This window comes from Iodobacter arcticus (assembly GCF_042664895.1).
Classification (GTDB): domain Bacteria; phylum Pseudomonadota; class Gammaproteobacteria; order Burkholderiales; family Chitinibacteraceae; genus Iodobacter; species Iodobacter arcticus.
Map to the genome: position 1 here is coordinate 270,985 of NZ_JBHTBQ010000006.1, position 25,738 is coordinate 296,722.

24 protein-coding genes are annotated in these 25,738 nt (G+C 47.0%); 13 read left to right on the forward strand and 11 right to left on the reverse strand.

Annotation, left to right across the window (positions count from 1 at the left end; all coding sequences use genetic code 11):
- Positions 1-54 precede the first annotated feature (54 nt).
- Complete coding sequence (locus tag ACFQNF_RS04015) at positions 55-2,037, reverse strand: methyl-accepting chemotaxis protein (protein WP_380186271.1); 1,983 nt, start codon at positions 2,035-2,037, stop codon at positions 55-57.
- 137 nt (positions 2,038-2,174) lie between these two features.
- Here ACFQNF_RS04015 and ACFQNF_RS04020 point away from each other — a divergent pair, with 137 nt between their 5' ends.
- Complete coding sequence (locus ACFQNF_RS04020) at positions 2,175-2,963, forward strand: hypothetical protein (RefSeq protein WP_380186273.1); 789 nt, start codon at positions 2,175-2,177, stop codon at positions 2,961-2,963.
- A 1-nt stretch (position 2,964) separates the two neighbouring features.
- On the opposite strand, the gene ACFQNF_RS04025 is transcribed toward ACFQNF_RS04020, so the two are convergent.
- Complete coding sequence (locus ACFQNF_RS04025) at positions 2,965-3,969, reverse strand: patatin-like phospholipase family protein (protein ID WP_380186275.1); 1,005 nt, start codon at positions 3,967-3,969, stop codon at positions 2,965-2,967.
- A gap of 162 nt (positions 3,970-4,131) precedes the next feature.
- On the opposite strand from ACFQNF_RS04025, the gene ACFQNF_RS04030 reads away from it, so the two are divergent.
- A complete protein-coding gene (locus ACFQNF_RS04030; protein WP_380186277.1) occupies positions 4,132-4,512 on the forward strand; it encodes a hypothetical protein in 381 nt (126 codons plus the stop codon).
- A 92-nt stretch (positions 4,513-4,604) separates the two neighbouring features.
- On the opposite strand, the gene ACFQNF_RS04035 is transcribed toward ACFQNF_RS04030, so the two are convergent.
- Positions 4,605-5,483 (reverse strand): MBL fold metallo-hydrolase, encoded by an 879-nt coding sequence (locus tag ACFQNF_RS04035; RefSeq protein ID WP_380186279.1) that lies wholly within the window; start codon positions 5,481-5,483, stop codon positions 4,605-4,607.
- Positions 5,484-5,615: 132 nt separating this feature from the next.
- Here ACFQNF_RS04035 and ACFQNF_RS04040 point away from each other — a divergent pair, with 132 nt between their 5' ends.
- Complete coding sequence (locus ACFQNF_RS04040; RefSeq protein WP_380186281.1) at positions 5,616-6,545, forward strand: LysR family transcriptional regulator; 930 nt, start codon at positions 5,616-5,618, stop codon at positions 6,543-6,545.
- A 180-nt stretch (positions 6,546-6,725) separates the two neighbouring features.
- Here ACFQNF_RS04040 and ACFQNF_RS04045 read toward each other — a convergent pair whose 3' ends face one another.
- Complete coding sequence (locus tag ACFQNF_RS04045) at positions 6,726-7,427, reverse strand: substrate-binding periplasmic protein (RefSeq protein WP_380186282.1); 702 nt, start codon at positions 7,425-7,427, stop codon at positions 6,726-6,728.
- Between the two features lie 326 nt (positions 7,428-7,753).
- Positions 7,754-8,464: a hypothetical protein gene (locus ACFQNF_RS04050; protein ID WP_380186284.1), complete on the reverse strand. Its 711-nt coding sequence runs from the start codon at positions 8,462-8,464 to the stop codon at positions 7,754-7,756.
- Between the two features lie 174 nt (positions 8,465-8,638).
- On the opposite strand from ACFQNF_RS04050, the gene ACFQNF_RS04055 reads away from it, so the two are divergent.
- Complete coding sequence (locus tag ACFQNF_RS04055; protein WP_380186285.1) at positions 8,639-9,847, forward strand: MFS transporter; 1,209 nt, start codon at positions 8,639-8,641, stop codon at positions 9,845-9,847.
- Positions 9,848-9,907: 60 nt separating this feature from the next.
- Here ACFQNF_RS04055 and ACFQNF_RS04060 read toward each other — a convergent pair whose 3' ends face one another.
- Positions 9,908-10,123 carry a hypothetical protein gene (locus ACFQNF_RS04060; RefSeq protein WP_380186287.1) on the reverse strand — a complete coding sequence of 72 codons (216 nt, stop codon included), beginning with the start codon at positions 10,121-10,123 and terminating at the stop codon, positions 9,908-9,910.
- Positions 10,124-10,356: 233 nt separating this feature from the next.
- Here ACFQNF_RS04060 and yqfB point away from each other — a divergent pair, with 233 nt between their 5' ends.
- Positions 10,357-10,665, forward strand: a complete 309-nt coding sequence (gene yqfB, locus ACFQNF_RS04065) for a N(4)-acetylcytidine aminohydrolase (RefSeq protein ID WP_380186288.1) — start codon at positions 10,357-10,359, stop codon at positions 10,663-10,665.
- Positions 10,666-10,778: 113 nt separating this feature from the next.
- On the forward strand, positions 10,779-11,444 hold the full coding sequence (locus ACFQNF_RS04070) for a MarC family protein (protein ID WP_380186459.1): 666 nt from the start codon (positions 10,779-10,781) through the stop codon (positions 11,442-11,444).
- A gap of 80 nt (positions 11,445-11,524) precedes the next feature.
- Here the strand turns inward: ACFQNF_RS04070 and ACFQNF_RS04075 are convergent, their stop codons facing one another.
- From ACFQNF_RS04075 to ACFQNF_RS04085, 3 genes are all read right to left on the reverse strand, one after another.
- Positions 11,525-11,725, reverse strand: coding sequence for a SlyX family protein (locus tag ACFQNF_RS04075; protein WP_380186289.1), 201 nt, complete (start codon positions 11,723-11,725; stop codon positions 11,525-11,527).
- A gap of 163 nt (positions 11,726-11,888) precedes the next feature.
- Positions 11,889-14,048: a YgiQ family radical SAM protein gene (locus ACFQNF_RS04080; RefSeq protein ID WP_380186290.1), complete on the reverse strand. Its 2,160-nt coding sequence runs from the start codon at positions 14,046-14,048 to the stop codon at positions 11,889-11,891.
- A gap of 217 nt (positions 14,049-14,265) precedes the next feature.
- The gene (locus ACFQNF_RS04085) at positions 14,266-14,991 is read right to left on the reverse strand and encodes a carbonic anhydrase family protein (RefSeq protein WP_380186291.1); all 726 of its coding nucleotides are present in this window, start codon (positions 14,989-14,991) and stop codon (positions 14,266-14,268) included.
- 473 nt (positions 14,992-15,464) lie between these two features.
- Here ACFQNF_RS04085 and ACFQNF_RS04090 point away from each other — a divergent pair, with 473 nt between their 5' ends.
- A complete protein-coding gene (locus tag ACFQNF_RS04090; RefSeq protein ID WP_380186293.1) occupies positions 15,465-16,289 on the forward strand; it encodes a class I SAM-dependent methyltransferase in 825 nt (274 codons plus the stop codon).
- A 203-nt stretch (positions 16,290-16,492) separates the two neighbouring features.
- On the opposite strand, the gene ACFQNF_RS04095 is transcribed toward ACFQNF_RS04090, so the two are convergent.
- On the reverse strand, positions 16,493-16,678 hold the full coding sequence (locus ACFQNF_RS04095; RefSeq protein ID WP_380186295.1) for a hypothetical protein: 186 nt from the start codon (positions 16,676-16,678) through the stop codon (positions 16,493-16,495).
- A gap of 93 nt (positions 16,679-16,771) precedes the next feature.
- On the opposite strand from ACFQNF_RS04095, the gene ACFQNF_RS04100 reads away from it, so the two are divergent.
- Positions 16,772-17,686: a LysR family transcriptional regulator gene (locus tag ACFQNF_RS04100; RefSeq protein WP_380186297.1), complete on the forward strand. Its 915-nt coding sequence runs from the start codon at positions 16,772-16,774 to the stop codon at positions 17,684-17,686.
- Here the strand turns inward: ACFQNF_RS04100 and ACFQNF_RS04105 are convergent.
- Positions 17,631-18,605, reverse strand: a complete 975-nt coding sequence (locus tag ACFQNF_RS04105; protein ID WP_380186298.1) for a DMT family transporter — start codon at positions 18,603-18,605, stop codon at positions 17,631-17,633. The genes ACFQNF_RS04100 and ACFQNF_RS04105 overlap by 56 nt on opposite strands.
- A gap of 91 nt (positions 18,606-18,696) precedes the next feature.
- On the opposite strand from ACFQNF_RS04105, the gene ACFQNF_RS04110 reads away from it, so the two are divergent.
- From ACFQNF_RS04110 to ACFQNF_RS04130, 5 genes are all read left to right on the forward strand, one after another.
- The gene (locus ACFQNF_RS04110; protein ID WP_046353627.1) at positions 18,697-19,608 is read left to right on the forward strand and encodes a LysR family transcriptional regulator; all 912 of its coding nucleotides are present in this window, start codon (positions 18,697-18,699) and stop codon (positions 19,606-19,608) included.
- A gap of 757 nt (positions 19,609-20,365) precedes the next feature.
- On the forward strand, positions 20,366-21,286 hold the full coding sequence (locus ACFQNF_RS04115; RefSeq protein ID WP_380186299.1) for a glycosyltransferase: 921 nt from the start codon (positions 20,366-20,368) through the stop codon (positions 21,284-21,286).
- Entirely contained in the window at positions 21,287-22,009 is a 723-nt protein-coding gene (locus ACFQNF_RS04120; protein WP_380186300.1) for an acyltransferase, read from the forward strand.
- 671 nt (positions 22,010-22,680) lie between these two features.
- Complete coding sequence (locus tag ACFQNF_RS04125) at positions 22,681-24,618, forward strand: hypothetical protein (RefSeq protein WP_380186301.1); 1,938 nt, start codon at positions 22,681-22,683, stop codon at positions 24,616-24,618.
- Between the two features lie 103 nt (positions 24,619-24,721).
- The gene (locus tag ACFQNF_RS04130) at positions 24,722-25,432 is read left to right on the forward strand and encodes an SDR family NAD(P)-dependent oxidoreductase (RefSeq protein ID WP_380186303.1); all 711 of its coding nucleotides are present in this window, start codon (positions 24,722-24,724) and stop codon (positions 25,430-25,432) included.
- Positions 25,433-25,738 lie beyond the last annotated feature (306 nt).

The window sequence follows — 25,738 nt, forward strand, 5'->3', positions numbered from 1 at the left end:
TTTGCAGGAGCGGCTTTCGTCGTAAATACGATAGCGCTCCTTGTATTTATGTACTTAAATCTTCAATTTGCTGACACTTTCTTGCAAGCGGGATGCAACTTGCTGCAGCTCTTCAGAAGCATGCAGGCCTTTTTCGGTGTAGGCGCGGCTGCCGTCGGCTTCTCTGGCAATGGCTTCAACGTGCATGGCAACGTGTTCGCTGGCGGTGCGTTGCTCAACCAAGGTGTCACTAATGGCACGTAGTTGCAGGACTACACCACTCATTTGTTCACGCATGGTGTTGACCGATGAGCTGACCTTTTGCGACATATCACTATTGCGCTCTACCTCGGCCACGCTGCGGTTCATGCTGTGCACAGCATCTTGCGTGGCATGCTGAACTTTGCTTAAGACGCCGACGATTTCGGCAGAAGAGCTGGATGTTCTTTCTGCCAGTTTGCGCACTTCATCTGCAACTACCGCAAAGCCACGACCTTGCTCTCCGGCACGTGCAGCTTCAATGGCGGCGTTAAGCGCCAGCAGATTAGTTTGATCGGCAATTTCCCGGATTACGCCTACTAAGGATGAGATACGCGTTGATTCGGTGCTGAGATGATTAATGCTGGTGGAGACGGTATTGATGCTGTCAGCAATTTGCTGCATTTGCCCGAAGGCAGAGTCGACTTCAGCCACGCTTTGGATGGCTTGCACCTCAGATTGCGTGCCTAATTCCAGCGCATTTTTTGCATAAGATGCGCTTTCTGCAATGCTGGTAGAAAGTTGCTCTACGGCGCTGGAAACCATTTGCGTTGTTTCGCTTTGCCTGACCGCCATATCGGCAATGCTGGCAACCGTTTTAGCGTATTCGATGGCGATATCGCCCAGTAAAGTGGTGGCAATTTGGGTTTCTGCCACCATGCTGCGCAAGTCTTTCTGCATGCTATCAATGGCTTGCAAGAGGCTGCCATCGGCAGAAGGCGGGATCGGCACGGCTAAATTACCCTCGGCAATCAGTTTAACCAGCGCCACTACGGTATTAGGGTCACTGCCAAGCTGCATGCTCAGCGCGCGGTAAAAAGCCCAGCCCAGTAAGCTAATTAAAATAAGCGCGATGATGGACGTGCCCATATAGCGATTACGCTGCTCTGTAAGGCCATCTACCCTCACTTGTAGTAATTTGTTTAAAGAGGCTTGCAGGCTTTGGTTTAATTCTTCCTGGGCTTTGCTGCCTTGCTGGTGCAGTTGCAGCAGTGTGGGCAGCATTTCGGCCGTTTTGCTTTCTAGCGATACTGGGCTTAGCTCGCTTTGCAGCTTGCTATATTGGCTGCTCATTGCATTTAAAGCGCTATCAAAATGTTTACTCATTTCTGCATTGTAATTACCCACGCGGATTAAATTACCGATGCTAAGGTCAAGGTTTTGCTGGGCAAGTGGGCGTAGCTCAATCAAGCGGGTGGCTTGCCCGGCTTGCTCTGTTTTTAGGGCAATTGAGCCACGCGCCATATGTTCACCCAGCAAGTCCTGATAAGCAGGTAGCCTGAAGCAAACCGTATCCATTAAATAATAGGTGTCGATATCGGGATCTAGCGTAAGGTTGGATTGATCACAAGCATCAGAAATATGTTGGGTCATTTTGCTGGAAAGTTTGGCGTAGCTTTCTTCTATATTTTTCGGGTCTTCCGTGGCTTGTTTACGAAACTCGTCCCAAGATTGGCGCAAGGCATCCCGCTGGCTATCAAAGCCTAAATCTTTAACGAGTTGGGTTTGCTCCGGGCTGGCTAATACTTTTTCAAGCTCACCAATCCATGCACTATTATTGGCTGCTAATCCAGCCACTTTGGCGGCGCGTAAAGGTTGTAAGTCTGCTTGTAAACTTAACCAAGGCTGAATATAGGCCATGCCTTGTTGTTCCCGGGCAGAAAACAAGCGATTTGTTTCTGTAACCTTGTAGAGCGAGTAGCCAAGAAAACAAATTCCAATTGCGATAACAATACCCATTACTGCAAACCGAGCCGGATAGCTGAGCGAGCGCATAAAACGAATTAAGTAGTTCATCATCGAGGCTCATATTATTCTGAACTTTCATCCTAGGCAGGATTCGTTTAATCTTAAATTTAATCTGTCTATGAGCGGCTAAATGGAGGGGTTGTTTTGTTTGTGCTTTATCTTTCATGGATAAAATGAGGGGAAGGGCGATGTATAAACTAGTAATTGTTTTATTATTTTCGGCTTTTGCTCACGCAGAGGTACTTGATTTGCATTTAATGGGGCGACGTGATCAAGCGCCGCTGTATTATCATCGTTTATTGCAAGAGTCATTACAGGCAGAGGGGAAGAGCGTAAAGATTATATTAGCGCCAGAAATGCCTTTGCTGCGTATCTATAAATTATTAGATAGCGGTGAATTATCCGCACATTGGTTTTTGCAAACCGCTGAACGGGATAAGCGCTTCTTACGAGTGAATGTGCCATTAAGTTTTGGCTTAATTGGCCAACGTTTATTATTAGTCAAAAAAGGGCAAGCCGAATCCTATGCTAAAGTAAAAACCTTGGCTGATTTACAAGCGAGTAATAAACGTGCAGGAATGGCTCAGGGCTGGTTTGATGTGATGGTTTGGAAGGCGAATCAATTGCCCGTGTATGAGCAGATTGGTGATTGGCGCGTTTTATTTAAGCTTGCAGGCGCAAAAAATCGTGGTATAGATTATTTGCCACGTGGTGCTATTGAGATTCTGGATGATTTTTCCCAGTATCCGGGCTTAGAAATTGAGCCGAATTTATTATTAAGCTATGAGCGTGATTTCGTTTTTTATGTTTCACCTCATTATCCCCAGCTGCGAGATCAGATAGAGCGGGCGCTGCAAGCCGCATTGGCAAGTGGTTTGCAGCGCCGTTTATTTGATCAACTTCTTTTACCTAAAGTTAAATCATTAAATTTAAATAAAAGAACGGTCATTCAGTTGAATTCATCATTTAAAGAATAATTTATTGTATTAAATGATTAAGCTTTTCCTGGGCATATTTTTTAGCAGCGTGATAGCCGGTTTGATAAAGCCTGTCCATATTGCTTCTGGACCAGTCAAATACATCAGGCAGGTTTTTTTCAGCAATCGCGTCAATTAATGGCACTTTATGCAAGGTAATGCCATCGCTATGCAGAGCTTCAAATAATTTAATATCATCACGGGCAATTTCAACTAAGGGGGTAATAATAGACATTACCCAAGCGTCGTGTAGATCTTTGGGTTTTCGGAGTAGTTTTTCTGCACCGAGCAAATCAAAAACGACGATTTCTTCTAAATCCGGGTAGTTTTTGCGCAGGTCTTTAAAGTTAAGACAATCAATGGCTGCCCCTTCGATATAAAAATCACCATTAATTTCAGTAGGCGGGTATAGGTAGGGAAAAGACAGCGCGGCTTGTAAGTGCTGTAAATCAATCTGGCTGCGTGACCAGTTTTCCATTTGGTGCTGGCTGAGGTTATAAGCATTGAGCCAGAAATCCGGCCCGCTGTTTTTTAAGGCATTAAAGTCGATGATTTCTTCGGCAAAAGGGACATGGGCACAAAGGCCGAGCGAATCACTGTTTAAATTGCTTGGGGTGGCGCTGGCAAAAGCCAGTGCAGCACCATCTTTTAATGTTTTAGCCCAAGCATTATCTGCGGGCCATTGCTGCATCATTTGTAACAAAGGATTGGCCGAGAGTGCTTGGCGATAAGCCTCCGCCATGGGGCCGGGCTTATGAAAAACTTTGAAATTCACAGGAAAAGCCCGGTAGATAAAATCAGCGACGCCCATTTCTTTAAGGCTACGCAGTGTGCTTACAATATCGCCGTTCTTCGGGGCAATATACATTAATCCAAGCAAGGCTCCCGCTCCGGCAGAGGAGATGACATCTACTTTTACCCCTAGCTCGTGAAAGGCTTCTAAAGCGCCTGCAAGCAGTGTGGCATTGGGTGCGCCGCCACTGATAATTAAAGCTGTACGTGCCATACCTTTCTCCTTTCAAAAGTTTACTTACACCTAACTAGGCCTCTGCCTTATTGTAATGCCAGAAGTCTTTTATGGCTGGAAATGGCTACGTTTTCCTAGCTAGCAGGCAAATTTAAATCTGCTAGAACACAGTAAGGGTGTCTATTGCTGAGGAGTTTTATCATGAAGACTGAGAGTCCGCGGGGCCGGGTGAATATTCTGTCCCGGGTTGATTTCATTCGTATGGCGTCTGCACAGCTGGGTGATGCAGTGTTGTTTCTGACTTACGATACCACTGATGAGCGTACAACCAGATCGCGCGGGGCTTTGATTGATTACTTAAATGATGCGGGAATGATGACGGTAGCGCAGGCGCTGGAAGTGCATCACTCGATTGTGATGTTTGAGTTGGCAAGCGACGCTGTACGCGCTTGGCAGCAGATTAATGATCATAGCCATGCGGTGGGTGCTCATGTTTTCTGGCATGGATTACAAGACGATGCTGTGCATTCGGCCGTATTAGCGGCGCGCCCGAGAGAGGTCAGCCCGCTGGTGCATCATTAGCTTGGGATTGTTTATTGAGTTTTACACGTCAAAAGGCCCGGAATTTGCTCCGGGCCTTTTGTGTTAGACAAGGTTTACTGTAAACCCGCGTCTTACCACTTCATTTCGCCTTTGTTGACCTTAGCACCAATTTCGAGTGCCATGCCAAGGCCCGCATTTGGGTAGCGTTTTTTCATCGCGGCGATCAGCGCTGCAGAGTCTTTCGCTTTAGCCAGCTCAAGATCATAAGCCTTCAGGTATTCACGGTTGTATTGCAGATGCTCAACAGTGAAGGTGGTACCGGCTTTAAAGTGGCCTGGAATCACGACTTCAGGTTTTAAGTCTTCCATCTTATCGAGCACTTTCAGCCATTTTGCACGTTTAGCTACGGATGCATCGTCTGCTGTCCACAGGTGGAAGTTACCAAATACCGATACGCCACCAGCGATGGTTCTGATCGATGGAATCCATACAAAACTGTGCTCTGCATTGTCGCCATCCAAGCCGATGATTTCTAGTTTCTCACCATCAACGATCAGTGTGTTTCCGGATAATTGAGCTGGAACAACTGGATTCTTAGGTGCGTTTGTTCCTAAGATCGGGCCCCAGTAAGCCATTTTCTTTGGCAGTGTTTGCTTGATATGAGCAATAGTCGGTGCGCTTGCTACTACTTTTACACCCGGAAAAGCTTGGGTGATGACTTCAAGGCCGAAGTAGTAATCAGGGTCGCCATGGCTGATGTAAACCGTAGTCAGCTTTTTGCCGCTGGCTAAAACATTGGCAACTACACGGTGGGCATCGGCTAGGGTAAATTGCGCATCAATTAGGATAGCTTCGGTTTTACCGGTAATTAAAGTAGAAGCCACACCAAATGTGCTTGGATCTGGGTTTGCATACACTTCAAGTTTTAAAGGGGCTTCGGCAGCCTGAGCACCAGCGATGATGCCAATAGATAGAGCAAGTGTGGATAAAACAGCAGCAGGTTTAAACATGGTTTGTTTCCTTGAATGAGTGTGATCTGGCAATGGACGCTAGATTAGTTGTATACCGTGCGCAGAAAAACCCCAAATCGCGCGTTAGTTTGTTGCATAATTCGAGCGAATGATTGATCTGCAGAAGGAGCGGTGAATGCCGTTACAAAGATGATGGATAGGCTGACCGCGATGCGGGTGTTTATAGAAGTAGTTGATCAGGGCAGCTTAACTGCAGCGGCGGATAAGCTGGATATGTCGCGGGCAATGGTTTCCCGCTATCTGGCAGAGCTGGAAGCTTGGCTTGGAGTGCGGCTGCTGCATCGCTCTACCCGAAGTTTGGGCTTGAGTAGCGCAGGGCAGGATGCTTTGCCGCGTTGCCGGCAAATGCTGGAGCTGGCTGATGATGTGCAGGGAATAACGCATAATCTGAATGCGGCGCCACATGGCCTGATCCGCGTTGCGAGCAGTAATTCCTTCGCCCAATCACACTTAGCCGCAGCGGCAGCGGCCTTTGTTGCCCAGTACCCAGATACGCAGGTTGAGCTGATTGTGGGAGATAGAAGTATTAATCTGGTGGATGAGCGAATTGATCTGGCGATCCGCATTACTAATGATGTAGACCCTGGCCTGATTGCCCGAAAACTAAGCGTTTGCCGCTCGGTTGTTTGCGCCACACCGGCTTATCTGGCGCAGCATGGCACGCCTTTGCATCCTGAGGATTTGCTGCAGCATCAATGCTTAACACATGCTTTTTTTGGTAAAAATGGCTGGCGGTTTACTAAGGAAGGGCAACCTTTTGTTGCCAATGTGGCTGGCGCGATTAGCGCGAATGATGCAAATGTGATTTTGCAAGCAGCGCTGGCAGGGGCAGGAGTGGCTCATCAGCCCACATTTAGTGCAGCACCTTATTTAGAGTCAGGGCAATTAGTCCGGCTTTTATCTGATTATCAATCGGATGAACTAGGGATTTATGGTCTTTACACTTCGCGCCGTCATATGCCGATTATTCTGCGCAGCTTATTAGATTTTTTAGCCGATCGTTTTGGGCGTGAACCATCTTGGGATAAAGTATTGAAATAATTTACCTGATTATGCCTCTTGCTCAATGGACTCTGCGTAGATAAATTTCTTGAGTGCGGGATTTAGTTTTTGAATTTGTAGGGCGGGTGAAACCCGCGAGCGATGCCGAATAAATACGCGGGCTTCACCCGCCCTACGATATTTATAATGTTGTTGAGCAAGCGGCATCATCAGGATGATTTAAGGCTTGCCGATAGTATGTTTGACTAGCATGTTTTTTAATTTATTATTTTTCTCCAATAAATCTAACCCATTGTTGAGTAGTATTATTGTTTCTTTTGATTGGTTTGAATTTATTCCAACTATAAAGTGTGCTGCTATAGGCGGGGCCGCGTTTAATTTTTCTACTTTAAAATACTTATTCTGTAGCCCGTGCCGCTCCATTCTTAATAAGGCTTGGGCAACTTCTACGTACTCTAGCAAGATATCGCAGCGGCCTACTTTTAGTTTATTAACAACAGATTCATAATTGTTTGCAGTGCTATCGATTTCTGTGGCGGAAGCCAAATTAAAGGCCTGATAGTTAAAGCCATTAATCCCGCATTTTTTTATATTATTGCCAAGCGCCGTGGCGTTTTTAGTATGCCGAATATAGCCAGGTGTTAAATAAAGATAAGGTTGGGAAAATAAAAATTTTGTTTCTCGCTCGGCAGTGCGTGATGTTGCCATGGCAATTTGAAAATCAGTACCTTTTTGCACTTCGGCTAAACAGCGTGGCCAAGGCAGAAGCTGTATTTCTATTTGGTAGCCGGCGCTTTTAAAAATGCCGCGCAGTACATCAACTGAGTAGCCTTCAATTTTTTTATTTTGGGCATCTACATAATAGGATGAGGGCGGCCATTCAGATTGCCCGCCGCATACACGCACACTTTTTTCGGCCAAGCCAGCATTTGGGTATAGGCAAAGTAGAAAAAATAAGGCACGTAATATCATGATTGATCTATGTTGTTTATAATAAACATTAGCTTTTTACTTGCTGGCATGGCCATTCATTTCTAACATCATTAGATATCAATGATAAGCAACTTATCACGATGGCAAGGCAATGTATTTGCTATTTATAGCTGATTTAATGCGCAGGAACGTTGCAGAAATTTGTAACTGGGGAAATAGAGTACGTAATAAATTCGCTGTTTAGAGTCGCGATGGATGATTTTAGAGTGTGCGAAAGAGAGTTTGCACTGAGCGGTTGGGGCTTTTTAAGGCGCTCAGGCTTGTGCCAAAAGATGGCTTTGTTTTCTGCCTTCCGGGCCTAAATCTAAATACCGTGGGCCACCTGGCAAATTAAGCAGCTGCAAGCTCATATCGCCCAGTAGTTTCAGCAGGGATTTTCCATTTTCACTTGGCTTAAGTAATTGGAAGGGCTGATAGGTGGGCTCGCTGCTTAGTCGTTTCAGCAGCTCTTCTGCCGTATCTGCAAATTGTGTATTTAAATTGCTAGCCAGGCTAGGTGGCAATTCAGTGGCGGGCTGAAAACTGCTGGCGCTCGCCCCTTCAATAATAGATTGGTAACGGACATCAATTTCAAAATCAAACTGGCGGCCATCGGCAGTAAATAGTTTACCCTTGCCATTAAAGTGGCTAGTGTCTTCCAGCCTAAAGCCCGCGGCTGCGCCATTGGCGCTTTGCTGGGCTGCAGCTGCAAAATTTGATGAGCTGCTCAGTTCCGCCTGCTCAAAGCTAAATGTCATGCCCTTGGCCGCATCGCCGAATAGTTGCTGGGCAAATCCTTGCATTAAATTCTGTGCTAAATCAGTGGTGGCTTTGCCTAACTCTTCAGCACGCTTTAGCAGAACATTACTGCTTTCCGGTAAGGCTTTATCTACTTTGTCTGCTCGTGCGCTGGCTACCATGCTTTCTGCAGAGGGCGCATAAAAGCTAGGTGTTGTACGATGATTAAGTAGCGAGAGCGGGTTCATAGCCGATAACTCAAAGAGGTTTATTTCTTATCGGCAGCGTATTGATATTTCTTTAGGCGATATATATTTTTGAGCGCACTTTCACCATGAATGCCTGACTATAAATACTCTAAAATGGCCGGTTCATAAGGCCCCGATCTTAATAGGGCAATGCTCTGTTTTTTAGGAATTTGCATGCTGAAATCGCTTAAGCCCGAACGCCGCACTCAGGCCATGTTGCTGGTCCTGATGCTGGTGATGTTTACTTCGATCGCAGATTTTATGATCTTGATGCCGCTGGCTTCGGATTTGATGCACGAGATGCATATTGATACCGCTGAGTTTGGCTTTTTAGTCTCAGCCTATGCTTTGGCTGCAGGCGTGGCTTCTTTATTGGCCGCATCGCTGGCTGATCGCTTTGATCGGCGGCAGGCATTGTTGTTTTGTTATGCCGGCCTGGTTGTGGCCACATTGGCCTGCTCGGCGGCTACAGGGTTTTATAGCTTGCTGGCTGCTCGTGGTTTGGCTGGTGTGTTTGGCGGGGTAATTGGCTCGATTATTTTTGCCATTGTGGGAGATTTAGTTCCGCCAGAGCGGCGAGGTTGGGCAATGAGCTGGGTGATGCTGGGCTTTTCATTATCTGCGGTAGCCGGTGTGCCCTTGGGCTTATTTATTGCTGCGCACTCCAATTGGCGCATGCCTTTTGTGGCGTTGTCCTTGATGTGTGCCTTGGTCTGGATCGGAGTATGGTATTTGCTGCCTGCGGTAAAAGGCCATTTGATGAAGAATCAGCCTGTGCAGGGCTTATTGGCGGGTTACAAGGCGCTATTTGCTGATGCTAATCACTGGTGGGCCTGCGGTGTAACAGCCATGTTGACTTTATCCGGCTTTTGCGTGATTCCCTATGTTGCTTCGACGATGGTAAGCAATTCCGGGTTAACAACGCATGATTTGGTTTATGTGTATTTGCTGGGTGGGGTAGCTACTTTATTTTCAAGACCATTCATTGGCGGTTTAATTGATCGTTTCAGCCCTGGCCGTATTTTGGGCTATTTAGTGGTGGTGAGTTTTGTACCGCTTATTTTAGTTACGCAAACGTTTTCTTTATCGATTGCATGGCAGTTATTATTTTCTACGCTATTTTTTGTGTTTGTTAGCGGGCGCTTTATTCCGGCAACGGCGATGGTGACTGGCGCTACTGCACCGCAAATGCGCGGGCGGCTGATGGCATTTAATTCAGCAACACAGAATTTTGCATCGGGTATTGCGGCGCTTTTGGCGGGCTTGATTATGACGCAGAGCAGCAGCGGCCGGATTTTGAATTTTGATTGGGTAGGGTATTTAAGCTGCATATTTGGCCTGCTGGCGATCTGGATGGCCAAGCGGGTAAAAGCCGTGTCTTAAAAAGTAAAAGGCTGATCTTGATCAGCCTTTTTTGATTTGCGCATTGTTCTGCTACTTTTATCAGTCGACAATGGTGACTAAGTTTCTTAAGTCTTCTTGGGTTTTTTCGCCCCTGTTCCAGCAAACACGGGCGCGGTTGCCTTCTACATTCATCACAAGACCGTCGATTTTTTCTGAGCCATCTATGGTTGCAATGCGGTTTACGCGAGTATTAATAGCAATGTTTTGTGAGGCGGAAAAAAACAGGTGGTAAAGGCTGCCTAGTAAGCTAATCATTGTAATGCTCTCCATTTAATGTAGTATTACTACTAATTTTATAGTGGTTAATTTAGTAGTACAACTACATTTTTATGTGATTATCTACATGGCATCACGGTGGCGGCCAGCTATAAGCCATTGATCAATCAATAGTTTGATGGTTTTTATATTGCAGACGGTAAGCTGCGGGCTTTTATAGAGGCAGCAATCAGCCTACGCTGCCTGTAGTGCGTACGTATTGGGGACACAAAATGCAGAAGATCACTTTTTTTAAACGTTTTGTTGATGATATTTTGGCTGAGCGCAAAACCATTACGATTCGCGATGCGAGTGAAGCAAATGTAAGTGCCGGTGATATTCTTGAAGTAAGCACACTGGAAGAAGGGCGCTGGTTTTGCCGCTTGCAGGTTTTATCACTTACGCCAGTAAATCTGGAAGATTTAACACCATTGCATGCCGCACAGGAAAATATGGGACTGCCTGAATTGAAGCAGTTAATTCGGGAAATCTACCCGCAGCAGGATTATTTTTATGTGATTCATTTTGTATTAGTAAAGTAATAACAATGCTTTAGCAGCCCAGTGCATTTCTTCGTTTAAAATGCCGACCCATTGCCACTTTTTGTAAGGTTGTAAACAATATGCTGCAAACCTTAACTGTATTTTTCGGCAATATGCTTTTGGTTTTTGGCGCTTTAATGCCCATTTTAAATCCACCTGGCCATGCCCCGATGTTTTTGACACTGACCGCCAATTACAACTCGCAAGAGCGAGTGATTTTGGCGCGTCGAGTGGGTATCTATAGTTTTATTTTGCTGCTGGTCAGTATGTTTATTGGTAGTTATGTATTGGAGTTTTTTGGCGTGTCACTACCGATAGTGCAAGTCGGTGGCGGTTTGCTAGTGGCCACTGCTGGTTGGCAGTTGATGAGCTCGGGCGATGATGGGCATAAGGCTGCGGGGATGGAGCATGTAGGGGCCACTCGCCCAAGTAATGAGGAATTACGCGAGCGGGCATTTTATCCGCTGACTTTCCCCATTACGGTAGGGCCAGGCTCGATTACGGTAGCGATTGCCTTGGGGGCTGGCTTTAATGGGCCTGGTTTGCAGAAGTTTTCTATGCCTTTAGCTAGCTTAACCGCCATCGCGATTACCTCTTATTCGCTCTATTTATGCTATCGCCACGCCGAGCGTTTGCTCAAATTATTGGGCAGTACCGGCTCGATTATTTTCTTGCGGCTATCTGCATTTATTTTGATGTGTATTGGGATTCAGATTTTCTGGGATGGCTTTAGTGTGTTGTTTGGTGAGCTGCTGGTGCATTACTTAAAGCCATCATGAAAATTTAAATCATGAAAAAAGGGCATAGAGAGCACGATCAGTGCTTCCTATGCCCTTTTTCTATTTGCTACTGGCAGAAATTAATAATGAGGCGGTACTTCATCAAATAATGATTTCTGTGCAGAGCCACTAGGCTCTTGTTGCTGCAACCAGCGTAATTCATTCACTACCTGATCTAATTGCCGCTGCTGGGTGGCAACGATGCGGTTTAACTCTTCTAATAGCTCATCTTGCAGCGCCAGCTTGATTTCCAGCTCGGTAATACGGTTTTCTAAATTCATTGTTTTCTCTCAGGCATAAAAATTCTGTAAACACAGAGAACAAGAAGAACACAGAGCCCACAAAGAAAACAAATCAATCGCTCTGATGTGAACAATTGGGTTTTCTCTGTGTGCTGCTTTTAAGCTTCGTGTGCTCTGTGTCTACAGGTTTTTGATGACCATTTTATTTTTTAGAGCCTTGAGCCGCCGCATCACGGCTTCTGCCGAAGGTTTTTTTGCCTTTTGGCTTATCTGTGCGGCGGACCATAACGTTGGTTTTTTCGTGTACAAACTTCTCGCCAGGTTGCTGTGCAGGGATCAGATGCTTAGGCGTATTGCCGATCAGATCCGCGCGCCCCATGGCAATCAGTGCTTCGCGCAGGATAGGCCAGTTATCTGAATCGTGATAGCGCAAGAAGGCTTTGTGAACCTTGCGGCGATGCCCATCTCTGATGACATCTACCTTTTCCGAGCTTCTTGCCAGCTTTCTTAAAGGATTGCGCCGGGTGTGCCACATAGTCGTCGCCATGGCCATTGGCGTAGGCGTAAAGGCTTGCACTTGATCAGGCTGGAAGTCGTTTTTCTTTAGCCACAGCGCAAGGTTAAGCATATCTTCATCGCTGGTGCCGGGGTGGGCCGCAATAAAGTAAGGAATCAGGCTCTGTTTTTTGCCCGCTTGCTCGGAGTAATAATCAAACATCTCGCGAAAGCGCTCAAACGTGCCGATGCCGGGCTTCATCATCTTAGATAAAGGCCCTTCTTCGGTGTGCTCTGGGGCGATTTTTAAATAGCCCGATACATGGTGTGTCGCCAGCTCTTTTACATACTCAGGCGATTCAACCGCAATATCGTAACGAACGCCCGAGCCAATGGTGATGCGCTTTACGCCATCAATCTTGCGAGCTTTCTTATACAACTGAATCAACGGCGCATGATCGGTGTTTAGATTTTCGCAAATACCTGGGTAAACGCAGCTTAAGCGTCTACAGGACGATTCAATTTTTGGGTCTTTGCACGATAGGCGATACATATTCGCAGTCGGGCCGCCCAGATCAGAAATATGGCCTTTAAATCCCGTCGTTTTATCGCGGATATCGACGATTTCTTGCAGGATCGATTCTTCCGAGCGGCTTTGGATAATCCGCCCTTCATGCTCGGTAATCGAGCAGAAAGTACAGCCGCCAAAACAACCTCGCATGATGTTGATCGAAAAGCGGATCATTTCCCAAGCTGGAATATGCGCTTTGCCATAGCTTGGATGCGGGTTGCGGGCGTAATACTGGCCAAAGATATAATCCATCTCTGGCGTGGTCAGCGGGATCGGCGGCGGGTTAATCCATACATCGCGTGAGCCATGCTGCTGCACCATGGCCCGCGCATTGCCGGGGTTAGATTCCAGATGCAGGGTGCGGCTGGCGTGGGCGTACAGCACGGGATCAAAAGCCACAGCTTCATAGGCTGGAATGCGGATCACCGTGTGTTGCCGATCGGCTTGCTTAGCGGCGATGCGCTCGGCCTTGCTAATCAAGCGAATCGCCTTGGTGTCGCTCGCTGGAGTGATATCTTTTTCAGATTTTTCCGGCAGCATTTCATAAGGGTCGATATGTTTATCGACGCGCCCCGGGGTATCTACCGTGGTGGAATCGAGCTCCGCCCAGCCTTCGGGCAACCAGCCCTGCGGCGTCATAAAGGCGGTGCCGCGAATATCCCGCATATCTTTGAGCTTTTCGCCTGCAGCTGAGCGCTGGGCGACTTCGACCAAGGCGCGTTCGGCATTCCCAAATAAGAGAATATCGGCCTTGGAGTAAATCAGCGCCGATTGGCGAACTTTATCGCTCCAGTAATCATACTGAGCAATCCGGCGCAAGCTCGCTTCAATCCCGCCTATCATAATCTGCACGCCGGGATAAGCCTCACGGCAGCGTTGCGAATAAACGGTAACGGCTCGATCCGGTCGCTTACCGCCCATGCCGCCCGCGGTATAAGCATCGTCGGAACGTGGCTTTTTATCGGCGGTGTAGCGGTTAATCATCGAATCCATATTGCCCGCGGTTACACCAAAAAATAGCCTAGGTTTACCCAGTGTTTTGAATTCGTCAGCGGATAACCAATCTGGCTGACAAATAATCCCGATCCGCAGCCCCTGCGCTTCTAGCAGGCGGCCAATCAAGGCCATCCCAAAGCTGGGGTGATCGATATAAGCGTCACCCGTTACCAGAATAATGTCGCACTCATCCCAACCGAGCAGGTCCATTTCGGCACGGCTCATAGGCAGGAAGGGGGCGGGTTTACGGGGGAAGACACCTGCAGGCAGGGTAGAAATGGCAGTAGGAGCGGGATTCATGGCTTTGATGAGCAATACTAATCGCGCATTGTCGCAGATTTACGCCGCATCAATCAAAAAATTGCTTGTTTTTCATAAGGATATGTAAAAGTAAGCTATGAACGGTGGGGTGTTTTACGAAGATGACTTAGTGTTGGGATACTGAATAAAACGGGAAGTACCAAAATGGCCTCCCCGTTACATTTTTTCTAATTTAAATAAAATGCTGTAAAGCGAATTACCAGCTTACTTTACCTGTCCCTATATCCAGCATGGCGCCCACAATTTTGATTTGGCCTTTTTCTTCCATTTCTTTCAGGATAGGGCTCATATCACGGATTTTTTGCACGGTCAGTTCAACATTTGCATCCGCTACTTCTTGTACAAATTTATAATTATTTGAACTGCGATCACCTTCAGATTTAACGGCGGCTACGGCAGGTTTTAGTTGATCAATTAAACCCGTCAGACTGCCCAGTTTCACATCATCACAAGCACCTTTAATCGCACCACATGAAGAGTGACCAAGCACCACGATGACTCGTGATCCTGCTGCTTTTGCGGCAAATTCTAAGCTACCGATAATGTCGCTATTAACGAAGTTACCCGCTACACGGGCAGAAAAGGCATCGCCTACGCCTAAGTCAAATACAAGTTCAGGCGCAGAGCGAGAATCAATACATGCTACAAAGCTGGCAAATGGATACTGGCCCAGACCTGTTTGCATAATTTGTTTTTTATCATCGCGCTCAACCGATTTATTGCTCACAAAGCGCTGATTGCCTGCTTTCAAAATATCTAGGGCGATGCTAGGTGTAATGCTGGCCTGTATGGCCTTGGTTACGGGGTGGCCTACTTTGTAAGGTTGTGGCTTAACGACGCTACTATGATCATCGGCGGCAAAGCTTAGACTAGAGGCCAGCATCAGAGATAATGCAAGAGGGATAAATTTTAGTGATTTCATCTTTGCTTCCTTGTGGGGGCGACTAATTAACTGCTTGTTGTAGTGATATGGATCAGGCTTTCCATTTTGGCAACTGCAAATTGCTTAGTTCTTGTCTCAGTGGCTTAACTTACGCGCCGATGCATTTATTATTTACTCTTACTCTGAATCTATGGACTATTATTAGTTCAATTGAATAATTCAATTATGTTCATTTTTTCTAAAATAGTGAAAAATAGGGGTGATGTTTTTTATTGATTTTTAATTCAGATGTTTTATTTGTTTTTTATTAATTAATTTCATGTTATATGAAATATTTTTGTTTACGTAATTATCGTTTTTTCCTTTCAAATTACTTTCTTTTTTATAAGTGACAGGTAATGTGACTCATGCCATTAAGATATAAACAGGCAAGTCTTTAAAGAGCCGTGAGTTTTTCTTAAGAGTGCAGGTAGAATTGCGTCTTGCTGCAAGCACAGCTTTTGGATAAGACCATGACAGAACACCACGAAATCAAGCCTGGCCAGTCGGTCGAGCTATTAAAAGAGCTGCATATCCTGACCCGCGACGGCAAGCTCAATCAAGATAGCCGCCGTAAACTCAAGCAGGTTTATCACCTCTATCAGTTTATTGAGCCGCTGCTAAAAGAAGTACAGGCCGACCACCCCGAAGTGACCTTGGTTGACCACGGCGCGGGTAAGTCTTATCTGGGCTTTATTCTTTACGATTTATTTTTTAAAGATAAGCCGGGTTCCGGCCATATTTACGGCATTGAAACCCGTGATGAGCTGGTCAAAAAATCACAAGAACTGGCCCAGCGCCTTAACTTCCCCGGCATGTCTTTTCTGAATTTATCGGTTGCTGAATCAACTGATTCTGATCTCTTACCAGAAACAATTGACGTGGTGACTGCGCTGCACGCCTGTAATACCGCCACCGATGATGCCATTGCTTTTGCACTCAAAAAGAAAGCCAAATTTATGGTGCTGGTGCCCTGCTGCCAAGCCGAAGTGGCTACCGTATTGCGTAAAAACAAGGCTAAATCGCTAAAGAATCCGCTGGCAGAAATCTGGCGTCATCCAATTCATACCCGTGAATTTGGCAGCCAGATCACCAATGTATTGCGCTGCCTGCAATTGGAAGCGCATGGCTACCAAGTGACGGTGACTGAGTTGGTAGGCTGGGAGCATTCGATGAAAAACGAATTAATTATCGCCCAGTATAAAAATCTGCCCCGCCGCAAACCCGCCGAACGCCTTACCGCCGTATTGGCAGAGCTGGGCTTGGATGAGATGGGGGAGCGGTTTTTTACGGCGTAATGTTTGGGGCTTAGGGTAGGCATATGTATGTGTTTACGCGGAGCTACAAATATTTCGCGTGGGCAAGATAAAACGTTTTGCCCACCCTACAGATTTGCTAAGAAAACATGCAGTACGATCTTGCAATAAACAACACCGGCTTTGGCCGGTGTTCGTGTTTTTGCGCTTGATAGATGGGTTTGCGGTTTTAACATAGACACTCCTTAAAACCGCTCCCTACATCGCCATCGCCACTCCTCTATTTTGGCCGCTGCAACAAGCGCTGCTTTGCGCAGGCGTAGCTCAAGGCCTTCGTCTAACTCAACTTCAGAATAGAAGGCTGGCCCGCCAAGACGGGTATCACAGAATGTCATTGGCTTATCTAGTAGTTTGCTGAGTAGTGCTTTCATGGTATCTCCAATTTACTTTTTAAATTTGTAATTGGAGTGTATTTTGATTCATTATCTGGATAAACCCACGATAACTAGACAAACTGTTCTGCTATGAAAACAATACCCTCATCCGATGCTTTATTGGTTTTTGATGCGCTTGCTAGATTGGGGAGCTTTACTGCGGCGGCTGATGAGTTGAATTGTGCCAAGAGCTATGTCAGCCAAAGTATTAAGCGGCTGGAGGCGGATTTAGGAGCGGTACTGGTTTTGCGAACGACCAGAAGGGTTACGCTAACCGAGGTGGGGCAAACGCTGGCGATGCGGGCTGCGCAGCTGCGCGTTCTGATGGAAAGCCTCAAAACCGAAGTGAGCAGTATGCAAGATCAGCTGGCCGGGCCGCTGTTAATCAGCAGCCCGAGTGGTATCGGGCAATATATATTGGCACCGATTCTGGCCGAGTTCGCCATTCATTACCCCTCTTTGCAGGTGCAAATGACGGCGCAAAATAAGCTGCAAGGTATGGCGGAGGGAGGAATCGATTTCTGCCTGCACTCACGCAATGTGCTGGATGACAGCATGGTGGCTCGCCCCTTGGGCTTCACGCAGAAACGCCTCTATGCCTCACCGCTGTATTTAGCCAAGGCGGCCAAATTGCAGCATCCAAGCGACCTGCGCCAGCATCGGGTTTTATGCCACGAGAGCTTGCACGAGCAGATGGGCTGGCAGCTAGAGAAAAACGGTGAAGTGGTGAGGGTAGAGCTGCGGCCTACGCTGGTTTGCAATACCTTTGGTGCGATTGCCAGCGCGGTTGAGGCGGGTTATGGCGTGGGCCTGCTGGATAACATCATTGCGGCCCCCTATTTACGCCAAGGGCTGATGCAGCCTGTACTCCCCGAATGGCTAGCTACACCTAAGCCCTATTTTTTGGTGTTCCCATACCGGCAACCTATGCCCAAAAAATACGAAGCGTTTATTCAGTTTGTGGTGCCACGCTTGCAGGCAAGGCTGAGCGAGTCGATGAATTAACGCGGTGATAAGTCGTGCTGCGGCTAAATAGTTTGGGTGTGGCGGAGGGCTTGCGTGAGTTATAAACCACACCGCTGATGATCAGTATCATGCCAATAAACTGCGGCAAACTGGGGGTTTGGCCTAGCGCAATGGCGATTAGCGTGGCGAAAATAGGAGCCAGATTCATAAAGATGGCTCCCTGTGCAGGGCCAATTTTACGCAGTCCTTCGTTCCACCAGACAAAGGCTAGCGCGGTACAAAAAAAGGCCATGGTCGCGATGGCCAACAAAACATTCCAAGCGGGCAGGGTGTAAAAATCGCTGCTCAAGCTTGCCGAAATAACGGTCATGAAAATAGCGCCAACAATAATGGTGACGGTTGTGGTGTGCAGGGGGGAAACGCCATGAACAAAGCGTTTAGGAATAGCAGAATATAAAGCCCAGCTAAAGCTGGCAATTAAAACTAGTGCGTCGCCTAAGGCAAAATGTAAATCGCGGATGGCTTGAAGAGAGCCGCCGCTGACAACAATCGCTACGCCAAAAAAACTTAATCCCATTGCGAGTATTTGTTGGTGATTAAGCGGTTCTTTTTGAAAAAAAGCGGTGAGTATGGCGGTAAGGATGGGGCTAAGCGCCATAATTAATCCCGCGTTAATCGCTGATGTGAGCTGCAGACCATAAAATAATGAAAAATTGACGCCCATAATGCCAATGACAGACATAAATAATAAGGGGCGGATATTATTGCGTAATGCTTGGATATCCCATTTCTCGCGCAAAGAAACAAAGATAAATAGAATCAGGCCAGCGATGATAAATCGCCAGCTGCCGACCACCATCGGTGATAAAAATTGCACCACGTATTTGCCAATATGAAATACTGCCCCCCAGAAGAAGACAGTCAATGTAAGTTGTATATAAGTCAGCAAGTGTGGCATGGTGTGTACGGCTTTAGCTGGAAATTGCCGTTATTATTGTTGCTGATCCTTAAGATGTATTTAGCCTTGAATGGAAAACAGTTTTCTAAAAATGAAAAATGCAGATTTGGATTGGAATGATTTAAAGTATTTTTTGGCGGTGGCGCGCGAAGGCGGCTTAAGTGCGGCTGCGCTTAAATTGGGTAGCAGCGCATCAACTGTGTCCAGGCATATATCCGCTTTAGAAAATCGCTTAGGGGTGAAGCTTTTTTTGCGGCAGCAAATAGGCTATTTGCTCACCGATCAGGGCGTGAGTATTTTGGCAAGGGTGACTGAAGTAGAAAACGCCATGCTGACCGTAGAAAGAAATAGTGATCAATTGCAATCCGTTGATCAGGTCAGCGGCTTAATCCGGCTCGCCGCAGCGGAGTCTTTAGCCAGTTATTTAATCATGCCGCATATGCCGGAGTTTCTGGCTTTATATCCCAAAGTACAGGTAGAGCTTTTGGTGGGCGCATTGCCCGCTAATTTAGCGCGGCGTGAGGCCGATGTGGCTTTGCGATATGGCGATTCAATTGTGGTTGATAATAATCAGGATTACATTACCCATTTTGTCGGCTATGTGCATTTTGCGCCGTATTGCCTGAAGTCTTTATTAGCAGATCTTGGCCCAAAGCAAGACCCGTGGCAGGCATTACCTATTATTGAATTGAGTGATTGCTGGGCGTATTTACCGATGGTGAAATGGCTAAAACAAATTACTCAGAATCGTGCTCCGCTGATTAAAGGCAATACTCTGCATACCCAATATGTGGCGGTAAGGTGTGGTTTGGGAATTACCCTGTTGCCAGAATATGTAGGCGATATTGATGAAACACTGGTGAAGCTCGATGCCCCGTCGGTAGTGCCTTCGCGTGAGCTATGGCTGGTGTATCACCGTGATCTTAAAGCCAGCCAGCGCGTGCTTGCGATGAAAAACTTTTTAACCAAGCTTTTAGCGCAGGTTTTGGATAGCAAAAATTAATTGCTAAAAGAGTCATGCCGTTCACTTAAGCCACAACCTTGCTTTCCCCACTTCGTTGATGGGGACTAGGGCATAAGTATCTACATAAGTCTGATGTACTTGTCCCCCCCTTTGAAAAAGGGGGCTAGGGGGGATTTGGCACGGCGTATCATTAGAAAAAGGCAGCAAACAAAGCTAATGCAAATCCCCCTCAATCCCCCTTTTACAAAGGGGGAGGCTAAGGTCAAAACCCTTAAGTTAACGGCATTACAGCTAAAAGAGTGATTTCTTCGTGCTTGTACTGCTTAAACGGCAGGGCTGTGACTACTGCACATCGCCCTGCCTGAAGTGTCTCTTTTCTCTCCCCACCGCTTATCTCTTTGCTGCCTACGGTAAGTCTGCAGCGGTTTTTCTTTCAGATTTTTCCCTCTCTTCTTGCTTGTAAGCTACAGACAATGGCTTTGTGCTGGCTTTGTGCGCTTTGAATATGCCTTTGTAGTAAAACCAGCAAATACTACAAAATATTCTGTTACAAAACTACATTGGCATATTGTTTACAGCTGGTTGAAAGCAATATAAAGTAAATAAGCGCTATATTCTTACTTTAAATTGTCTTTAAATTGTAAATGATTGAAATTAAATTTTACATTACTCACTGCTGATGTAGTCGCATCCCCGTCGTTTGTGCTGCACATCAGTAAAACGAAGCGTCACGGCTTGATGATAGAAAACGTACTCAAGCTGGTTTTTTTGATCAAATGAAGTCAAAGGAAAGACCATGCCTAATCTACAGATCAGTGTTGTTATTCCAACCTATAACCGAGCCGATCTTTTACGTTACACCCTCGAATCTTTGGTTTTGCAAACGTTGGATAAGCAGCTGTTTGAGGTGATTGTGGTTGATGATGGCGGCTCAGATGAGAGCGAGCAGGTGGTTCAGGCGTTTTCTGAGCAGCTTAATGTCAAATATTTCTGGCAAGAAGATAAAGGCTTTCGGGCGGGTAAGGCGCGCAATATTGGGACGGCGATTGCTGAAGGGCAATATATTGTTTTTATTGATACCGGCGTTTTGCTGGGCAGTAAAACGCTGGAAGTGCACGCCCAAGTGCATAGCCAATCAGAATTCCCTGTGGTGATCATTGGCTATGTTTATGGCTTTGAAGTTGCTAATAGCCTGCTGGCCGAAATGTCTTCACAAATCGATTATCAAACGCCCGATGCCACAATTAGCCGTCTGTCTTTGATGGGGGCGCATGATATTCGCCAGCAGCAATACGATGAGCTGGGGGACAACATCAGCAATTGGCCTGCGCCCTTTGATATTTTCTGGACTTGCCATGCCTCGGCGGAGCGCGCGCAATTATTGAAAGCAGGCTTATTTGATGAATCATTTAATAGTTGGGGCGGTGAGGATGTTGATTTAGGTGTGCGTTTACATCTAAATAACAATCAGTTTTCAATGGAGCGCGAAGCGGTGTCTTTCCATTGGCCACATAAAAAAGAAGTGGACGATCAAAAACAGCAATCAGAAATTGCGGCTTTACGCATTCACCAAAAGTATCAGCTTTGGTCGACCAGCTTTTATGGCAAGGATTTGAATGATGAAAAATACTCTTTAAATAAAGTGATTAAAATTCATCGCGATTATGCGGTTAAGAAAACCAAACGCGCCGAATTACTTGAAACTGAGGGGGCATAAATGCCCTGCGAATATCAGAATATTTATTTAATTCCACCCGAGCTAGCAGCAAGCCCTGCTCAGAATGTCGCCGAAAACTTGCTAAAACATCAGGTAAGGATCGGTGTGAATACCCATTTCTCTGGCACTCCTCGTTTAGCGTATACCAGAGTGATTGATAAAGAGTTGCTGGAGGCGGGTTTAGTTGCGCTTGATATCGATGAGACTCAGTTTGCAGGCAGTATTGTGATTGGTAGTCAGTGTTATATCGAGTCGGGGAATATCCCTGCTTTTCATAATTTGCCGGTTAAGCTCAGTACGGTGCAAATTAACGATGGCCCGGTTGGGCAGATTCGAATTGGCGATCGGGTGGTATTGCAAGGCGTAGCGATTTTGGCTTATCAGCGTGTGGAGGTTGGCAACGATGTTATTTTTGGCCCGATGGTAACGATTATGGATAGCAGCGGCCATCCTCTGCTGGGGCGTGGCCAGGCGGGTGAAGCCGCTAGAATTCGCTCTGCCCCTGTGCGAATAGCGAATGGGGCTTGGATTGGTGCAGGTGCAACGATTCTAAAAGGCGTCAGTATTGGCGAAGGCGCGGTGATCGGTACACAAGCGGTAGTCAGCGAAGATGTACCGCCTTTTTGCGTAGTGACCGGCAATCCTGCCAGAATTGTGAAGCAGCTGCAAAGTGATGCGAAAGTGGATGCAAATCTGTCAGAGAAAATGCTGGCCGTATGTTAACTCTGCCTAGGCTTCTGTTATACAGGGGCCTTTTTTAGGCTCTGTCTGCGTTAACAGTTGAAAAATAGTTGAGTAGATACTGATGCTTTTATAAGGGTGTGAAAGTTGTTTCTCTTGCGTACCACTTTTACAATGAAGCGGCATAGCCACTAAGCAAAAAACAAAAAACCCCTTTTGAGTGCCTGCGGCACATGGATTTTGGAGCGTTGGCCACCGCGGGGGCCTTCCTTTCTTGAACGGCCAAGAAACGAAGCCAAAGAAGGCCGCCCCGGCCAGCACGAAACCCCTCACTGCGGACAATCGAGGCGGCGGCTGCGGGACTCACTCGCTGCGCTCGCTCAAACATCCTCGCCGAAACCCCGCCCCGCTTGTTCCTCGCTTCGGCGCGCTTCAAGGTGACCCTAAAGCCCTGTGCAAAGAGCGCGTTTATTTCATTCACCGCTATTTGCTAATAACAAACCTTGATTTCAGTTTTCAACTGTTAACGCAGACATAGCTCTTTTTTAGGGGTAGAGATTGTTTCTTTACGTGGGATCGTACTTTTACCAAGACAAGGCAGATGGCTTTCTTTAGATTTAAAGACAGCCTTTTTGCCGATGATCTGGAAGCATGTGGATTCGTTTCTATTTTTTAAAAGAATAATTTTTCTGAGCCTGTTTAGCAGCCCGGCCTTGCATGCCGCAGATTTGCCCGATTTACCCGATGCACAGGATACATCGCTTGGCAAAATCAATTGGGCTACGGATAAGGCCAGCTTGGGCTTTAAAACCTCGACCGAGCGGCTTAGTGCGACTGTTGGCTTTTCAGAGGCCAATAAAACAGCGCTAAATTTAGATGGGGGCTTTGCGCTGAGCGATTACTTTGCGTTGGGCGCAAATTTAGAAGTTAGCGAGCGTTTTCAAGAAGCGCTGCTCTCTGGCGTATTTAGCACGTCGGATCAGTTGCGTTTACGGCTTTCCTTAGGCCAGCAGCAGGCACAAAAGCCGTTTCAGTTGACCAATGGCAGCGATGAGCAGGAGATGCGGCAGAATAATTATCTGCTGAATTTAAAAAAGAGCTGGGATAAGGGCCATGTTTTATCCGAACTGGGCATGACGGTCTATGCCGCTGATCCAAGTGTTGAAAGTCAGAATATGGTCAGTAGTGATTTTGATTCACGCATGTCAAACACCAAGCGGCAGGGGGCGGTTTACAATATCAGCCTCGCTCCTGCTTATTTTTCCAAGCTCGATTTAGGCTTGGGCTATAAGCGTGTGCAAAATGCGGCGGGTGCAGCCTGGGGGGAAAGAGAGCGGCAATCTTTAGTGCAATACAGCCAGTATTTCACAAATTGTCTGCGCCTTACGGGAGGCTATAACGGAGGCGAATCCATTCATTTATTTAATGTGGGGATTGCCAAAGACGAATGGAGTGTAACTGCCACTCGCAGGGTAGAGCAGGACATTGTCCAAGGCAATATTGTGCTGCGCTATGCTATTCCTCTGAATGGAGGTGGTTTTAAAAGCCAGACCTGCGCTCAGTACCTTGCTGGGGCTGGGGCATTTACACCGGTGTTGAGTGATGCCATTCAGCGGTCTTCCCCGCAATCGGTGCTGGCCTATACCGGCCTTAGTGGTCCCATCCCATATAAAAGCGTAGCCGCAGGCGGGGTGAGTATTGATATCAGTAATCGTCAGTCTATTTTGCTGCTTTTGCCCGTAAAGGAAATTATTGCCCTGCAAAGCAAGGGTAAGGCGGTGATTCGTGAGCGTGGTAATGAGTTATTTGTGCTGGAAGCGGGCACAATCAGGGCAATGTTGACTCGCTTTAGCAAAGCGGGTGTGTATATTCTGGATGTGCAGCAAAGCGATGGTGCGGTGCTGCAAATTGAAGTGGAGCTGACTAAAGCCACTGCAGAGTTGGGCGGTGATGCAAAGCTGGCCTCGGTGAAACGATTAAATTTCCCTACGCTTTTAGGCCTGCAAAAGATATCTCCACAGCAATTTACCCGTATGCCTGTGGCCGAGCTGGAATTGCTCAATGCAGAACAATTACTATCTTTGCCACCTAAGGTGATTGCCGCGATGAGCTCTGCTCAGCTGGCTGCTTTGAAATTATTGCCGGTATTGAGCCAGTCACAATTAGCCGCTCTGCCCCCCCAATTATTGCTGGCCCTAAGCCCAGAGCAGCTTAGCTCGTTATCGCTTGCCCAGCTTGGTGCTTTAAATACGAATGACATTGTATTCAGCCCAGAGCAGCAGGCTGTCTTGCCTATGCCTGACTTGGTGGCGCTGACGATGACAAGCAAAACCTTGGGTGACGAGCCGTTTTATATCCCCGTTCCTGCCAGCAATAGCCAGGGTTTAATCAGCTATTACAGTAGCCAGCCTGAGATCGCCACGGTGGGTGAAAAAACCGGCTGGGTGACGCTACTAAAAGCCGGTGAAACGGTGATTGAAGCCAAGCAAACCGCTAAAGGAATCTATACGGCGGTGAGTGTAAAAGCGCCGCTGATTATTCAAGCAGGGCAAGAGATTGGCCCGCTTGAATGTAGGGATGAGCGTCGCGAATTATTTACAAGCATCCCATCATTCGTAGGACGGGTGAAACCCGCGAGCAATATTGAATAAATACGCGGGTTTCACCCGCCCTACATAAAGTGCGGAGCTCCATATTTTTGTAATTCAAGATCTAGCTTATCCATTGTTTTCAGCAGAACCTCTAAGGAAAAACATGAAATTACTCTGTATCACCGGCGGATCTGCTGGTTTGGGCGCGGCGCTGGTCAATTTGTATCAAGCCCAAGGCTGGCAGGTGTGTGAGTTCTCGCGCAGTGGCCAGCTTGCAGGTCATATCAGCATTGATCTGGCGGCAAATAATGCAGCGAATCTGGTTGATGGGCATTTTTCTCAGCTAGCTAGCCAAACTTGGGAAGAGGTGCTGCTAATCAATAATGCCGGCATGGTCAGCCCGCTGGCCCCGGTTGCCACTTTAAGTGATGAGGCCATTGCTACTAATCTGAATGTGAATTTCAATGTGGCTATCCGCATTATTGCAGCGTTTATCCGCCATTTTGGCGATTTGCCTGCGCGTAAAACCGTGTTGCAAGTTTCATCCGGTGCAGCGATTCGCGGCTATGGCAGCTGGTCTTTGTATTGTGCGAGCAAAGCAGGCTTGGAACACTTTATTCGGGCGCTGGCGGTAGAGCAAAGCACGATGGCGCATCCGGTGAGCTGTATTAATTTTGACCCCGGCGTCATGGATACTGCCATGCAAGCCGAAATCCGCTCGCGCACAGCAGCAGAATTCCCCGATGTAGGCCGTTTTATTGCCCGCAAGGAGCAGGGCTTATTGCGCCAGCCAGAAGATGTAGCGGCAGCGATTGCAAGGCTGGTGGCTTCTGAGATTCAGGGTGGTGAGCGATATAGTGTGGAAGAGGTGTAAGGGGGATCGAAAACCCAAGTCTTGAACCACGGAGGGCACAGAGAACACGGAGTTTCACGGAGAAAAACAAAGCTTGAATTAAGGTGTTTTATAGGTTTTAAGTATTTCAAAACCCAGTGTTAGGATTCGTATCGCCTAATGGCACGGGGCTTAAATCTCCCTTTGAAACACGCCGGAGTGAGGAACAAGCGGGGCGGGGTTTCGGCCAGGGAGCGAGGCAGCGAGCCAATCCCGCCCGCCGCCGACTCGATTGGACCGCAGCAGGGGCCTTCGTGTTTTTGAGTTTGTGGCTTGGCTTCGTTTCTT

Bases quoted from the DNA above. Each gene is read 5' to 3' on its own strand.
- ACFQNF_RS04015 (WP_380186271.1), bottom strand. From the start codon at position 2,037: ATGATGAACTACTTAATTCGTTTTATGCGCTCGCTCAGCTATCCGGCT.
- ACFQNF_RS04020 (WP_380186273.1), top strand. From the start codon at position 2,175: ATGTATAAACTAGTAATTGTTTTATTATTTTCGGCTTTTGCTCACGCA.
- ACFQNF_RS04025 (WP_380186275.1), bottom strand. From the start codon at position 3,969: ATGGCACGTACAGCTTTAATTATCAGTGGCGGCGCACCCAATGCCACA.
- ACFQNF_RS04030 (WP_380186277.1), top strand. From the start codon at position 4,132: ATGAAGACTGAGAGTCCGCGGGGCCGGGTGAATATTCTGTCCCGGGTT.
- ACFQNF_RS04035 (WP_380186279.1), bottom strand. From the start codon at position 5,483: ATGTTTAAACCTGCTGCTGTTTTATCCACACTTGCTCTATCTATTGGC.
- ACFQNF_RS04050 (WP_380186284.1), bottom strand. From the start codon at position 8,464: ATGAACCCGCTCTCGCTACTTAATCATCGTACAACACCTAGCTTTTAT.
- ACFQNF_RS04055 (WP_380186285.1), top strand. From the start codon at position 8,639: ATGCTGAAATCGCTTAAGCCCGAACGCCGCACTCAGGCCATGTTGCTG.
- ACFQNF_RS04060 (WP_380186287.1), bottom strand. From the start codon at position 10,123: ATGATTAGCTTACTAGGCAGCCTTTACCACCTGTTTTTTTCCGCCTCA.
- yqfB (WP_380186288.1), top strand. From the start codon at position 10,357: ATGCAGAAGATCACTTTTTTTAAACGTTTTGTTGATGATATTTTGGCT.
- ACFQNF_RS04070 (WP_380186459.1), top strand. From the start codon at position 10,779: ATGCTTTTGGTTTTTGGCGCTTTAATGCCCATTTTAAATCCACCTGGC.
- ACFQNF_RS04075 (WP_380186289.1), bottom strand. From the start codon at position 11,725: ATGAATTTAGAAAACCGTATTACCGAGCTGGAAATCAAGCTGGCGCTG.
- ACFQNF_RS04080 (WP_380186290.1), bottom strand. From the start codon at position 14,048: ATGAATCCCGCTCCTACTGCCATTTCTACCCTGCCTGCAGGTGTCTTC.
- ACFQNF_RS04085 (WP_380186291.1), bottom strand. From the start codon at position 14,991: ATGAAATCACTAAAATTTATCCCTCTTGCATTATCTCTGATGCTGGCC.
- ACFQNF_RS04090 (WP_380186293.1), top strand. From the start codon at position 15,465: ATGACAGAACACCACGAAATCAAGCCTGGCCAGTCGGTCGAGCTATTA.
- ACFQNF_RS04095 (WP_380186295.1), bottom strand. From the start codon at position 16,678: ATGAAAGCACTACTCAGCAAACTACTAGATAAGCCAATGACATTCTGT.
- ACFQNF_RS04100 (WP_380186297.1), top strand. From the start codon at position 16,772: ATGAAAACAATACCCTCATCCGATGCTTTATTGGTTTTTGATGCGCTT.
- ACFQNF_RS04105 (WP_380186298.1), bottom strand. From the start codon at position 18,605: ATGCCACACTTGCTGACTTATATACAACTTACATTGACTGTCTTCTTC.
- ACFQNF_RS04110 (WP_046353627.1), top strand. From the start codon at position 18,697: ATGAAAAATGCAGATTTGGATTGGAATGATTTAAAGTATTTTTTGGCG.
- ACFQNF_RS04115 (WP_380186299.1), top strand. From the start codon at position 20,366: ATGCCTAATCTACAGATCAGTGTTGTTATTCCAACCTATAACCGAGCC.
- ACFQNF_RS04120 (WP_380186300.1), top strand. From the start codon at position 21,287: ATGCCCTGCGAATATCAGAATATTTATTTAATTCCACCCGAGCTAGCA.
- ACFQNF_RS04130 (WP_380186303.1), top strand. From the start codon at position 24,722: ATGAAATTACTCTGTATCACCGGCGGATCTGCTGGTTTGGGCGCGGCG.